This window comes from Alterinioella sp. (genome assembly GCF_058343375.1).
Genome location: NZ_JBTUJH010000052.1, coordinates 1 through 13,375, shown reverse-complemented (window position 1 = coordinate 13,375; position 13,375 = coordinate 1). Strand labels below are relative to the sequence as shown.

The following is a 13,375-nucleotide window of genomic DNA, read 5'->3' as shown; positions in this document are numbered from 1 at the left end:
TATTTGATGCGCAAAGAAGCCCGGATTGGGCCTGCGGTTTTGCGGGCCTACCAATGCGGCGGTTTCTGATCGGCCAGCGGGGCGGTGCCGCTGGCATCGGCTTCGCGTTCGGCCTCGCGCATCATCAGCATTTCGACACGCGCGGTGAGCGTGGCGATATCGCGGTCCTGGCGGGCGATGACATCTGACAGCTCCTCGACCTGGCGGGTGAGATGGGCGAGGGCTTCTTCGGTTTTCAGGGCTGTGTTCATGGGGTGGATTTTAGGCCTCCTGCAAGTGAAAGGCCAGCCCGTCGCTTGCTCTGGCTGGTCCCCTGAGCTAGATGGCGGGCGACCCCGAATTTCCATGCGGATGGATGGTATGGCCAAAGTGAAGAAACAGCCGCGGCCCAAGGCCGAGACCCCCAAGGGGTTTGTCGATTATTTTGGCGCGGATGTCAGCGAGAGAAGCGCGATGCTGGACAGGATCGGCGCGGTTTACCATCTGTATGGGTTTGATCCGCTGGAAACCCCGGCGATCGAGACCGTCGAGGCGCTTGGCAAGTTCCTGCCCGATGTGGACCGGCCCAATGACGGTGTTTTTGCCTGGCAGGATGAGGATGAGAAATGGCTGGCGCTGCGCTATGACATGACCGCGCCCCTTGCGCGCGTGGCGGCGCAGTTTCGCAATGATCTGCCGATGCCGTATCGGCGCTACACGATGGGGCCGGTCTGGCGCAACGAGAAGCCCGGGCCGGGGCGGTTCCGGCAGTTTTACCAATGCGACGCCGATACGGTCGGGTCGGCCTCGATGGCCGCCGATGCCGAGATCTGTGCGATGCTGGCCGATACGCTGGAGGCGGTGGGCATTCCGCGCAGCGATTATCTGGTGCGGGTGAATAATCGCAAGGTCTTGAACGGCGTGCTGGAGAGCATGGGGTTGGGCGATGACGAAGGCCGCCGCAATGCCGTGCTGCGCACCATCGACAAGTTCGACAAGGTGGGTGAGGCGGGCGTGCGCGAGCTGCTTGGCAAGGGGCGTCTGGATGCCTCGGGGGCCTATATTGACGGTGTGGGCTTGAGCGATGAACAGGCCGGGCCGGTGCTGGCGTTTCTGACCTCGAAAGGGGCGGATGGAGCTGCGACCGTGGCCAATTTGCGGGCAGCTGTCGGTGGCTCGGCCATTGGCACGGAAGGCGTGGTCGAGCTTGAAGAGATCACAGCGCTGCTGGAGGCCCAGGGCTATGGTGCCGACCGGATCGTCATCGACCCTTCGGTGGTGCGCGGCCTTGGCTATTATACCGGCCCCGTCTATGAGGCTGAACTGACCTTTGAGGTGCTCGATGACAAGGGCCGCCCGCGCCAGTTTGGCTCGGTGGCAGGTGGCGGGCGCTATGATGATCTGGTCAAGCGCTTTACCGGGCAGGCGGTGCCCGCGACGGGGGTGTCCATCGGGGTCGACCGGCTGCTGGCGGCGCTGCGCGCCAAGGGCCGCGCCGGGGCGAAGATGCCCGGGCCGGTGGTTGTCACCGTGATGGACCGTGACCGGATGGCCGATTATCAGGCGATGGTTGCCAGTTTGCGCAATGCCGGCATCCGGGCCGAGGTCTATCTGGGCAATCCGAGAAACTTTGGCAACCAGTTGAAATACGCGGACAGGCGCGCAAGCCCGGTGGCGATCATTCAGGGCAGCGACGAGGCCGCGCGCGGCGTGGTGCAGATCAAGGATCTGGCGTTGGGGGCGGAAATAGCCGCCCATGCCAGCCTTGAGGAATGGAAAAGCCAACCGGCGCAGCGCGAGGTGGCTCTGGGCGATCTGGTGGCGGAGGTGCAGGCCATTCTGGACCGGCTGACATGACCGACAAAGCCGCAGCCCGGGCCGAGGCCGAGCGTATTTTCGCCCTGTTCAAGGCGGCGGGCGCGCAGCCGGTTGATGCAGACCTGTTGCAGCCGGCCGGAACATTGCTGGATCTTTACGGTGAGGATATCCGGGCGCGGGCCTATGTCACGCAAGACCCCGATCAGGGCGAGATGATGCTGCGCCCCGATTTCACGGTGCCGGTGGTCGAGACCCATATGCGCGAGGGTGGCGAACCGGCGCGCTACACCTATCTGGGCGAGGTTTTCCGCAAACAGCAAAGCGGATCGGCGCGGGCGCGGGAATATTTGCAGGTTGGCTATGAGGTGTTTGACCGCGACAACCCCGAGGCTGCCGATGCCGAGGTCTTTGCCCTGTTCGGCAAGGCCCTGGCCCCGTTGCGGCTGCGCCCTGCCACCGGCGATATCGGCATTCTGAAGGCGGCGGTGGCCTGTCTGACCACGACCGAGCGACGCCGCGCAGCCCTGATGCGCCATATCTGGCGCCCACGTCGGTTTCGGGCGCTGCTGGATCGGTTCACCGGCCGCACGCCCCCCCACCCGACCCGTGCCGCCCTGGTGGAAAAAGCCGCCCGCCTTGGGGCCGAAGCATTGCTGAAAGACGCCGGCCCCGAGATCGGGCTGCGCAGCCGCGATGAGGTGGCCGCCCGGATTGAGGCCCTGACCCGCGACGCCGAAGAAGCGCCGATCGGGCGCAATGAGGCCGAGCTGCTGGACACGATCCTGGGCCTGCGCGAGACCCTGCCCAATGCGCATCAGCACCTGCGTGATATTGCCGTCGATCTGCCGGGCCTGACGCCCGCCATCGACCGGATGGCCCGGCGCATGGATGCGCTGGCGCTGGCAGGTGTGCAGGTTGATGAACTGCCCTTCGAGGCCAGCTTCGGGCGCAGCACGATGGAATATTACGACGGCTTCGTGTTTGGTTTTCTGGCCGAGGGGCGCGCCGATCTGCCGCCGGTCGCTACCGGCGGGCGCTATGACGCGCTGACGCGTGTCCTGGGCCGGGGTCAGGAGATCCCCGCTATCGGCGGCGTGATCCGGCCCGAACTGGTGCAGCTGCTGCGCGAGGAGGGGACATGACGCTGAAACTTGGTGTGCCCTCCAAGGGGCGGTTGATGGAAAAGACCTTTGACTGGTTCGCGGCCCGCGGCGTGACCATGCGGCGCACCGGATCGGACCGGGAATATGCCGCTGCAGTCGATGGGGCCGATCTGGATCTGGTGCTGCTGAGCGCCGGAGAGATCCCGCGCGAATTGCAGGCCGGGCGCATCCATCTGGGGGTAACGGGCAGCGATCTGGTGCGCGAACGCATTCCGTCCTGGCAGGATGTGGTCAAGGCGATGCAGCCGATGGGGTTTGGCTTTGCCGATCTGATCATCGCGGTGCCGGCATTCTGGATCGACGTCAACACTCTGGATGATCTGGACGCCGTTGCCGCCGATTTCCGCCGCCGCCATGGCCACCGGTTGCGGATTGCCACCAAATACCACCGGCTGGTGCGCGAATTTCTGCGCGATGCCGGCGTCGCCGATTATCAGCTGGTCGACAGCCAGGGCGCGACCGAGGGCACGATCAAGAACCTGACCGCCGAAGCGGTGGCCGATATTACCTCGACCGGGGAAACGCTGCGCGCCAATCATCTCAAGATCCTGCCCGACGGGCTGATCCATCGCAGCCAGGCTGTGCTGTTCAAATCACGCGTCGCGGACTGGGGCGACCGGGACCGCGCAGCGCTGGAACAGTTGAACGACCGGCTGCAGTAGCACGTTTGCACAAATGTAGAGTCCACAACACATGTTCGTGCATGTTCGCGCGCGCTTCAGGCATCGCTGGCTTCGGGCGTTAATAAAGGTTAACATTTGGTTAATAAGATGATTCTTATTTTTTCGATAATTTTTTCCGCATTTTCAATAAAGGAGCCCGCCTATGCGAATCAGCACTCTTTTTACCTCTGCCATTCTGGCCACACTTCCTGCCGCGGCCTTTTCCCAGACCATGACAATGACCTCTGCCGTCACGCTTGGCTTTGCCTCCAGCACCATTGACGTGGGCGGCGGTGACATCGACGTCAACACGATGTCGCTGGATTTCGAATCCGACACGATGTTCGGGTCCAACTTCAACCTGGGCCTCGATTTTGGCTTCACGCAAAGCGATTTCGACCTTGGCGGCGGGTTTGACGTGCAGGTCGATCTGATGACCCTGGCGATCGAGCCATCCTATCGCTTTGTCGGCGGTGGCTATGTCGGCGTCTATTACCGCATCGGCGATCTGGATGTGTCTATCCCTTTCATTCCCATCACCTTTGGGGTGGACACGCGGAATTACGGTATATTCGGCGGCTATGAAAACGGCCCGCTCTGGATCGAGGGCTTTGTCGGCACGTCGGATCTGGATCCCGGCCTGACCGGCGTCGACATCATGGATTACGGCATTGCCGCATCTTATGATATCGCGCCCGATTTCGAAGTGTTCGGCAGCGTCACCCGCACCGATATCGACACTGGCGGCGTGTTTGACGTTGACCTGACCAATATCTCGCTCGGGGCCGAATATGGCTTTGGCAACGGGCTGTCGGTCTATGGTTCGGTCGGGCGCACCGATATCGGCACGCCGCTGCCCTTTGGCATCGATGCCACCGATTTCACCCTTGGGCTGGCTTATGACCTCGGTCGGGGCGGTTCTGGCGTGCCTGTCAGCCTGAATCTGGAACTGTCGCGGACAAGCTTTGACTTTGGTCCGGGCGGATCGACCGATATTGACCGTATCGGGCTTGGCATAACCATTCCGCTTGGTGGCGGGTCGTCCGATCCGTTGAATTCGCGCACTTCTGCGGCGCGCGGCGATTACCGGTCGGTCATCGGACAGCTTGTCGGGACTTTCTGATCGGGTAGGGATGACTGCGAAAAACAAGGCCGGGCAGCGCAATCTGCCCGGCCCTTTTCGTTACCTTACACCGATTTCGGCCAGCGCAGATTGCAATGCGGGGGGCAGTTTGTCTTCCTGCGGACGGGCGGCGCGCAGGTCGCTTGGGGCATCTGACGGCGGCAGGTAGCGCCAGCCCTGAAAGGCGCGTTTGGGGGTCGCCTCGACCCGGATCAGGGGCCTGTCCAGCACGATGCCACAGCGGCGGATGCCGTCTTCGCCGATCACCTCATCAAGGTCCAGAATGCGCTGACGGCAGAGAATGACACCCTTTATCACCCAATAGATCGAACCGCCGTTCAACACCTCGCCCGCGCGCCGGGGCCACATGCGGGTGACGTGGCGGGGGCGTCTGTCGGGCCATCTGAGCCGCGCCGTTTCCTGCCATTGGGCCAGGGATTCAACCGATTCGGTGCCGACGGACAGCTTGATCAGATGGGTGAATGTGGCGGACATGATCGATTCCTTCTGAAATGCAACATAGCCGGGCGAACCGGCCTTGCCAACGTTGACCCCCGCAGGTCTTGTGGGTATCTTGGCACCCTTCCACTATCTATATGGACCTGACCGAATCCGGCAGGACGAGACACATGAGCCGCTTCTCCGCCCCCATTGCCGAAGCCATCTGGGACATGAAATACCGGATGAAGGCGGCGGATGGCACGCCCATTGACCAGACGGTCGAGGATAGCTGGCGGCGCGTGGCGCGCGCGCTGGCCGCGCCCGAGGATGACCCGCGCGCCTGGGAAGACCGGTTCTATGATGCGCTGGACGGGTTCAAATACCTGCCTGCGGGCCGCATCACGGCAGGCGCGGGCACCGGGCGCAATGTCACGCTGTTCAACTGTTTCGTCATGGGCACGATCCCCGACAGCCTGGAGGGTATTTTCCAGAGCCTGAAAGAGGCCGCGCTGACCATGCAGCAGGGCGGTGGCATCGGCTATGATTTTTCGACCATCCGGCCCAAGGGCGCGGATGTGAAGGGGGTGGCGGCGGATGCCTCGGGGCCGCTGTCCTTCATGGATGTCTGGGATGCGATGTGCCGCACCATCATGAGCGCCGGCAGCAGGCGCGGCGCGATGATGGCGACCCTGCGCTGCGATCACCCCGATATCGAGGATTTCATCACCGCCAAATCCGACCCGGCCCGGCTGCGCATGTTCAACATGTCGGTGCTGGTCAGCGACCCGTTCATGGCGGCGGTGAAATCGGACGGCCCCTGGGATCTGGTGTTTGACGGCAAGATCTTCCACACGGTGGCGGCGCGCGATCTGTGGAACAGGATCATGCAATCGACCTATGATCATGCCGAACCCGGCGTGATCTTCATCGATCGGATCAATGCCGCCAATAATCTGAGCTACGCCGAGACCATCGCCGCCACCAACCCCTGCGGCGAACAGCCTCTGCCGCCCTATGGGGCCTGCCTGTTGGGCTCGGTCAATCTGGCAACGCTGGTGCGTGATCCGTTCGGGGACGGTGCCGCACTTGATATGGCCGCGCTTGAGGATCTGGTGCAGGTCGCCGTGCGGATGATGGATAACGTGATCGATGTCAGCCGCTTTCCGCTGCCTGAGCAGCGCGCCGAAGCGCAGGCCAAACGGCGCATCGGTCTGGGCGTGACCGGGCTGGCCGATGCGCTTTTGATGCTCGGGCTGCGCTATGGCTCTGATGCGGCGGCAGAGCGGACCGAGGCCTGGATGAAGGCCATCGCACATGCCGCCTATCGTGCCAGTGTCGCGCTGGCGAAAGAACGCGGGGCCTTCCCGCTGTTCGAGGCCGAGGCCTATCTGGCATCGGGGAACATGGTGAATATGGACGCCGACCTGCGCCAGGACATCCGCAAATACGGCATCCGCAATGCGCTGCTGACCTCGGTCGCGCCGACCGGCACCATCAGCCTTTATGCCGGCAATGTCAGTTCGGGCATCGAGCCGGTCTTTGCCCATGCCTATACCCGCAAGGTGCTGCAACGCGATGGCAGCCGGAGCGAGGAAGAAGTGGTCGATTACGCGGTGCAGATGTGGCGTGAAAAATTCGGTGACGCGGATTTGCCCGATTATTTCGTGAATGCGCAAACGCTGGCCCCGCTGGAACATGTCAAGATGCAGGCGGCGGCGCAGAAATGGGTGGATTCGAGCATCTCGAAGACCATCAACTGCCCCGAGGATATCAGTTTCGAAGCGTTCAAGGAGGTCTATATGCAGGCCTGGGATATGGGCTGCAAGGGCTGCACCACCTACCGGCCCAATGACGTGACAGGGTCGGTGTTGAGCGTCAGCGAGGCATCCGAGGCGGGCCCGCAAAGGGCCGATGCCGAGGGCGATGTGGTCTATATCTCCGAACCGCTGGACCGCCCGGCGGAGCTGGAAGGCCATACCTACAAGCTGAAATGGCCCGACAGCAACCACGCCATCTATATCACCATCAACGATATCGTCATCGCGGGCCATCGCAGGCCGTTCGAGATTTTCATCAACTCAAAGAACATGGAGCATTTCGCCTGGACGGTGGCGCTGACCCGGATGATTTCTGCCGTGTTCCGGCGCGGCGGCGATGTGTCATTTGTCGTCGAAGAACTGAAGGCCGTGTTCGATCCGCGTGGCGGGGCCTGGATGGGCGGCAAATATGTGCCCTCGATCCTTGCCGCCATCGGTGGTGTGATCGAACGTCACCTGATCGCCATCGGCTTCATCGGCGGCGAGGGCATGGGCCTGAAATCCGACCCGCAGGCGCAGGTGAACCCGATGGGCGCGCGGCCCACGGTGCCCGCCTGCCCAAATTGCGGCGAATATGACATGCGGATGATCGAAGGATGCATGACCTGCGCCAGTTGCGCCTATTCAAAGTGTGGCTAGCGGCGCTGCGAATCTCGTGATAATTTGGCCTCAATTGAGCAATAAGTTGCGGCAAATCGCGACGGGTTAATGAGGCAGTGATGATGATGCGGGTTTTGGGCCGGGCAGGGGTTCTCCTGATTTTTATGGCAATGCTGCCGCAAACTGTGGTGGCCGAGGGGCGCGAGACCCTGGGCCAGGCGCGGCTGTTTACCAATGATCTGATCGGCGACGGGCGCGACCGCTGGCGGTCGGGGGCCTATAGTGTCAGCACCGTGCGCGGCCCGGAATGGACCGGGCAATTGCCGCTCAGGATGGGGCAGATCATGGAATACCGGTTTCGCGGCGAGACCATCGCGCCCGCGAACCTGAACGCGCCCGCAGCCGGTGACCGGCTCTATGCGGGCGTTCTGTCGGTCGGGGTGAATACGCTTTTCGGCTGGAACGGGTATGAGGTTTCGGCCGGGGCCGACATCATGGTGATGGGTGAACAATCCGGCGTGCGCGGGTTGCAGGAGGGGATCCATGACATGTTCAGCCTGCCCAGTGCCAATGTGCGGAATTTCCAGGTCGAAAACGGCGTCTATCTCAATGGCACATTCGAGATCGCGCGCGAGTTTGACATCGGCCCGGCACGGGCGCGCCCGTTTCTTGAGCTTCAGGCCGGGGTCGAAAACCTTGCCCGCGTCGGGTTTGACCTGACATTCGGCGATTATGGGCTGGATGGGCTGCGCCTGCGCGACAGCACCACCGGTCAACGGATTTCGGCCATCGACGGCGGCGTCGATAGCGGGTTTTCTTTCCTTGTGGGGGGCGATGCCGCCTATGTTGGCAGCTCGCGCTACCTGCCTTCCGATCAGGGTTATGAGGTCGAGGAGATGCGCTATCGGCTGCGCGCGGGGGTAAACTATGCCTTCGGGTCGTCGAACGTGTTTTACGGGCTGACCTATCTGTCAGAAGAATTCGTCGGCCAGCCAAGCGGGCAGACCGTTGGATCGGTTTCCTTCGGGATCGAATTCTGATCGGCCCGGCCCGGTATCCGACTCGAAAAGTGACGGATCGGCGAATCATTGCTTCCCAAGGTGATTCGCGCGTGCTAGATTCCGCTCAAAGAGCAGTATAAGCACTAAAAAACAGGCAAAAAGAAGATGAGCACGGGCATTCGGGGCCTGACCATGATCGCGTGGTCGCAAACCCTGATCGAGGGCGTTCCGGCAGATAATAATAGTGAACTGGCCGAAGGGATGACCTGGCGCTGGCATGGCCGAACGCTTCCATTGGAAGGCAACGGTGCCGCGCTGCTTCTGGGAGTCAGCCAGGACCACGCCGAGCTTCGTGCACGCGCGGCGCGGGTGGTGCGCAAACTGCTGCATCACCCCGCTCCGACCCAGAGCGAGGCCGCCGCCGAGGGCGCGGACCCGCTTTTTGCCGATGCATTCGTGCTGTCCGATAGCAGGCGGTTTTTCACCGTTGTTCCGGTGGCGGCGCAATCGGGTCGGCTGCCCATTCTGATTTTCCCCGACGAGATCCCCCCGGCCAACCGCGATCTGATGATCGTGAAGGCCAACCAGCCGCGGCCCCGGGCCTATACGCCCGAGGCTGCGGCTGTGATCTGCTTCACCCCCGGCACAAGGCTGCGCACGCCAGAGGGCGAAGTGGCGATCGAGGATCTGGGCCCCGGCGACAAGGTGCTGACCCGCGATGACGGCCCGCAGGAGGTCCAGTGGACCGGCCAGCGCCGGATGTCGGGGGCGCGGCTCTTTGCGATGCCGAAACAACGGCCGATCCGGATCCGCGCCGGCGCTTTGGGCCTGTATCGCCCGGACGAAGATCTGGTGGTGTCGCCCGAACATCGGGTGATTGTCACCGGTGCCGCGGCGCGTGACCTGTTTGGCCAGCCCGAAGTTCTGGTCTGCGCGCGCGATCTGATCGGCGATGCCCGCGTGACGGTTGACCATTCCTTGCGCGAAACCTGGTATGTGCATCTGATGCTGGAACGCCATCAGGTGATCTGGGCCAACGGGCTGCAGGTTGAAACCTTCCACCCCGGTTTCATGGGGCTGGACCATCTGGACGCCCGCCAGCGTGAGACGCTGTTTGATCTGCGCCCCGAACTTGGGGCCGATCCCTTTGCCTATGGCGCGCCGGCGCGGCGGATGCTGGACCAGGCTGAATCCGCGATTTTGATGCATGGCATGAGAGCCTCGCTGGCGCAGGCCTGATAGCGGCCATTGACACCCCGACTGACCCGTGTAAAACGCGCCTCATCCCGGCAGGAGACTGTCGGGGTTTTCATTGGTGTTGGTGGCCCCCGCAAGGGAATGCCTGTCGCGCTTCGGCGAAAGGACAACGCCCTTCATAGATGTCTGCATCCCGAAAAGTGGGAACCGGTTTTCGGATCAAGATGCAGAATCGCTTAAAACGAAGGAGATCAGACGGTGACCAAACGCACCTCTGCCAAATACAAGCTCGACCGCCGGATGGGCGAAAACATCTGGGGTCGTCCGAAATCCCCGGTCAACCGCCGCGATTATGGCCCCGGCCAGCATGGTCAGCGCCGCAAGGGCAAACTGTCGGATTTCGGCATCCAGCTGCGCGCCAAGCAGAAGCTGAAAGGCTATTACGGCGATCTGACCGAAAAACAGTTCCGCCGCATCTATGCCGAAGCCGAGCGGGTGCGCGGCGATACCGGTGAAAACCTCATCGGTCTGCTGGAACGCCGCCTTGATGCGGTCGTCTACCGCGCCAAGTTTGTGGCCACCGTCTTTGCCGCCCGCCAGTTCGTGAACCATGGCCATGTCACGGTAAACGGCCAGCGCGTCAATATCCCGTCCTACCGTGTGCAGGAAGGCGACGTGATCGAGGTTCGCGACCGGTCCAAGCAACTGGTGGTGGTGCTGGAGGCTGTGGGACTGGCCGAGCGCGACGTGCCCGATTACATCGAGGCCGATCACTCGAAGATGACGGCCACTTTCGTCCGCACACCGAGCCTGGGCGATGTGCCCTATCCGGTGATGATGGAACCGAACCTGGTTGTGGAATATTACGCGAAGAACTGATCCTCGCGGGCTTCCGATCAATTTTTCCGAAAAGGGCCGCCCCACGGATGGGCGGCCCTTTTTCTGTTTCCCGTCATGCCTGTCGGAAAGGACCGCCACATGCCCCACCCGGCCAGCGCATTGGGCGACATCGTGATGAGATGCTGGAACCGGGCAAGGGTTTTGCCGTCAATCTGAGCGTCGATACCTCGTCGCTTGATCTGATGCGGTTCTGCCGCGAATTGAAGGCACCTTGTATCGACATAATGGTCGAACCCCGGGCCGGGTCGAGGCGCATGAGACCGATTGGACGCCATTGCAGGACCGGTGGCAGCATTTCCCGGAAGATATCGACGCGGCCATGCCCTGGGCCTTTCGCAACGTGCCGGCGAGTTGAGGGACGATCCGCGCGCATCGATGCAAAAGCGCACATCCCGGTCGCGGCGGGCATCTCTCGCCAAGCGCGGGTTTTGAGCGTATGGGGCCATCATGATTGGCGACAGGATCAGAACCATGACGCTGGCGCAGGCCAAGGCGCTGCCGCGTTGGCGTCAGCCCATCGGTCTGCTGGTTCTGATGGCGCTGGCGATGCCGATTGCGTTTTCGACATGGTCGGCGCTGCTGAACAATTTCGTCGTTGAAGTGGCGCAATTTGACGGGGCCGATATCGGCCTGTTGCATACGGTGCGCGAGATCCCCGGTTTTCTGGCCGTGGGGGTGATTGTGCTGATCATCTTCATCCGCGAACAGGTGCTGGCGCTGGTGGCGTTGATTGTTCTGGGGGTGGCGACCGGGATGACGGCGTATTTTCCCTCGCTTGGCGGTATCTTGATGATCACGCTGCTCAGCTCCATCGGGTTTCACTATTACGAGACCGTGAACCAGTCGCTGCAACTGCAATGGATCGAGAAGAAGAAGGCCCCGCAGGTTTTGGGCTGGCTGGTCGCGATCGGGTCGGGTGGGACGCTGGTGGCCTATGCGATCATATTTTTGACCTGGCGCGCCTATGATCTGGACTATGCCACCGTCTATTGGGCGGGCGGCGGTTTTACCGTTCTGGCGGCGTTGGCGGCGTTTCTGCTCTACCCGCAATTTGAATCCGCGACTCCGCAGCGCAAGTCGATGGTGCTGCGGCGGCGCTACTGGCTGTATTATGCGCTGCAATTCATGGCCGGTGCCCGGCGCCAGATCTTTACTGTCTTTGCCGGGTTCATGATGGTCGAGCGGTTCGGTTTCGACGTGCATCAGATTGCGGGGCTGTTCATGGCGACGCTGGTTCTGAACATGATTGCGGCCCCGGTTCTGGGCCGGGCGGTGGCGGTATTTGGCGAACGCGCGGCGCTGGTTTTCGAATATATCGGGCTGGCAACCGTGTTTCTGCTCTATGCCGGGATCTATTATTTCGGTTGGGGCGTGACGCTGGCCATCGCGCTTTATATCGTCGATCACCTGTTTTTCTCGCTGGCGCTGGCGATCAAGACCTATTTCCAGAAAATTGCCGATCCGGCCGATATTGCGCCCACCGCCGCCGTGGCCTTTACCATCAATCATATCGCGGCGGTGTTCCTGCCGGCCTTGCTTGGGCTTTTATGGCTGATCTCACCGATGGCGGTGTTTTTGCTGGCAGCGGGCATGGCGTTTGGGTCGCTGGCGCTGGCCACGCTGATCCCGCGCCACCCCGAACCGGGGCGCGAAACCACGTTTGGTTTACCGGCCACCAGGCCGGCAGAGTAGACCGGGGCCGGAAGGGGGCCTATATTTCCCTGATCACAGGGAAGGGTGCTTGCCGATGTTTTTCACCAAAGCGAAAATATCCGGGATAATACCGGCCGCCGAGGCTTTGCCGGGTCGGGCCGACCCGATTGCCACCGCCGAAACCCATTTCGTCAATGGCCGTGCGCTGGTGCTCGATATTCCCGAAGGAATGCAGGTCGCGATGTTCGGCATGGGGTGTTTCTGGGGCGTCGAGCGGATGTTCTGGGGCCTCGATGGCGTCTGGCTGACCATGGTCGGCTATGCCGGTGGCCACACGCCCAATGCGACCTACAAGGAGGTCTGCACCGGTGCGACGGGGCATAATGAGGTGGTGCGTGTGGTTTATGACCCTGCGGTGATTTCCTATGAGGCGCTGTTGAAGGTGTTCTGGGAGAACCACGACCCGACCCAAGGAATGGCGCAGGGCAATGACCGGGGCACCCAGTACCGGTCCGGGATCTACACGTTTGGCGCGGCGCAGGCGCGGGCGGCAGCGGCAAGCCTGCCCGAGATGCAGGCGCGGCTGAAGGCGGCAGGCTATGGGTCGGTCACAACCGAGATCATCGCCGCACCTGCGTTTTATTTCGCCGAGGATTACCACCAGCAATATCTGGCCAGGAACCCGGGCGGCTATTGCGGGGTCGGCGGCACCGGGGTGTCCTGCCCGATCGGGATCGACGCCTGACGGCGCCGACCGATGCGCGGGCTGACGCCCGCGCGCGGCGAGAGTGGTTTTCTGTTGGAAAGATGAAGGGCGGCCCCGGTGGGGTTTCGGTGCCTGGCGGCACCGACCGGCGCGCGGGCTGCGCCCCCGCGTTTTTTTGAGTATCCACTCCTAGGTTCCAACCCCCCGTCTTCCAGACGGGCCTGCTTTAGCATGAAGAATCGGTTATGATCTTATCCTCCCGAAAATGAGCCGCCCGATAAGGGTAAAGGCTCATTTTCGGGAGGATAAGATCAT

At 62.2% G+C, this 13,375-nt stretch carries 12 protein-coding genes; 10 read left to right on the top strand and 2 right to left on the bottom strand.

Features of this window, described 5'->3' with window-relative positions; genetic code table 11:
- Positions 1 to 47: 47 nt before the first annotated feature.
- Positions 48 to 251 carry a SlyX family protein gene (locus tag ACW8PS_RS08150; RefSeq protein ID WP_491526858.1) on the bottom strand — a complete coding sequence of 68 codons (204 nt, stop codon included), beginning with the start codon at positions 249 to 251 and terminating at the stop codon, positions 48 to 50.
- A 109-nt stretch (positions 252 to 360) separates the two neighbouring features.
- On the opposite strand from ACW8PS_RS08150, the gene hisS reads away from it, so the two are divergent.
- From hisS to ACW8PS_RS08130, 4 genes are all read left to right on the top strand, one after another.
- Positions 361 to 1,836: a histidine--tRNA ligase gene (gene hisS / locus ACW8PS_RS08145; protein WP_491526857.1), complete on the top strand. Its 1,476-nt coding sequence runs from the start codon at positions 361 to 363 to the stop codon at positions 1,834 to 1,836.
- A complete protein-coding gene (locus ACW8PS_RS08140) occupies positions 1,833 to 2,939 on the top strand; it encodes an ATP phosphoribosyltransferase regulatory subunit (RefSeq protein WP_491526856.1) in 1,107 nt (368 codons plus the stop codon). The genes hisS and ACW8PS_RS08140 overlap by 4 nt, the downstream gene beginning before the upstream one ends.
- The gene (hisG, locus tag ACW8PS_RS08135; RefSeq protein WP_491526854.1) at positions 2,936 to 3,622 is read left to right on the top strand and encodes an ATP phosphoribosyltransferase; all 687 of its coding nucleotides are present in this window, start codon (positions 2,936 to 2,938) and stop codon (positions 3,620 to 3,622) included. The genes ACW8PS_RS08140 and hisG overlap by 4 nt, the downstream gene beginning before the upstream one ends.
- A 163-nt stretch (positions 3,623 to 3,785) precedes the next feature.
- The gene (locus tag ACW8PS_RS08130) at positions 3,786 to 4,745 is read left to right on the top strand and encodes a porin (RefSeq protein ID WP_491526853.1); all 960 of its coding nucleotides are present in this window, start codon (positions 3,786 to 3,788) and stop codon (positions 4,743 to 4,745) included.
- Positions 4,746 to 4,805: 60 nt separating this feature from the next.
- Here ACW8PS_RS08130 and ACW8PS_RS08125 read toward each other — a convergent pair whose 3' ends face one another.
- Positions 4,806 to 5,240, bottom strand: coding sequence for a DUF1489 family protein (locus ACW8PS_RS08125; RefSeq protein ID WP_491526852.1), 435 nt, complete (start codon positions 5,238 to 5,240; stop codon positions 4,806 to 4,808).
- A gap of 134 nt (positions 5,241 to 5,374) precedes the next feature.
- Here ACW8PS_RS08125 and ACW8PS_RS08120 point away from each other — a divergent pair, with 134 nt between their 5' ends.
- The 6 genes from ACW8PS_RS08120 (at position 5,375) to msrA (ending at position 13,099) form a co-directional block, all read left to right on the top strand.
- Positions 5,375 to 7,642 (top strand): adenosylcobalamin-dependent ribonucleoside-diphosphate reductase, encoded by a 2,268-nt coding sequence (locus tag ACW8PS_RS08120; protein WP_491526851.1) that lies wholly within the window; start codon positions 5,375 to 5,377, stop codon positions 7,640 to 7,642.
- 80 nt (positions 7,643 to 7,722) lie between these two features.
- Positions 7,723 to 8,643: a lipid A-modifier LpxR family protein gene (locus ACW8PS_RS08115; protein ID WP_491526850.1), complete on the top strand. Its 921-nt coding sequence runs from the start codon at positions 7,723 to 7,725 to the stop codon at positions 8,641 to 8,643.
- A 126-nt stretch (positions 8,644 to 8,769) separates the two neighbouring features.
- Positions 8,770 to 9,843, top strand: a complete 1,074-nt coding sequence (locus ACW8PS_RS08110; protein WP_491526849.1) for a Hint domain-containing protein — start codon at positions 8,770 to 8,772, stop codon at positions 9,841 to 9,843.
- 216 nt (positions 9,844 to 10,059) lie between these two features.
- Positions 10,060 to 10,680: a 30S ribosomal protein S4 gene (gene rpsD / locus ACW8PS_RS08105; protein WP_491526848.1), complete on the top strand. Its 621-nt coding sequence runs from the start codon at positions 10,060 to 10,062 to the stop codon at positions 10,678 to 10,680.
- 492 nt (positions 10,681 to 11,172) lie between these two features.
- Positions 11,173 to 12,393, top strand: coding sequence for an MFS transporter (locus tag ACW8PS_RS08100; RefSeq protein ID WP_491526847.1), 1,221 nt, complete (start codon positions 11,173 to 11,175; stop codon positions 12,391 to 12,393).
- 55 nt (positions 12,394 to 12,448) lie between these two features.
- Complete coding sequence (gene msrA, locus ACW8PS_RS08095) at positions 12,449 to 13,099, top strand: peptide-methionine (S)-S-oxide reductase MsrA (RefSeq protein WP_491526846.1); 651 nt, start codon at positions 12,449 to 12,451, stop codon at positions 13,097 to 13,099.
- Positions 13,100 to 13,375: the final 276 nt, after the last annotated feature.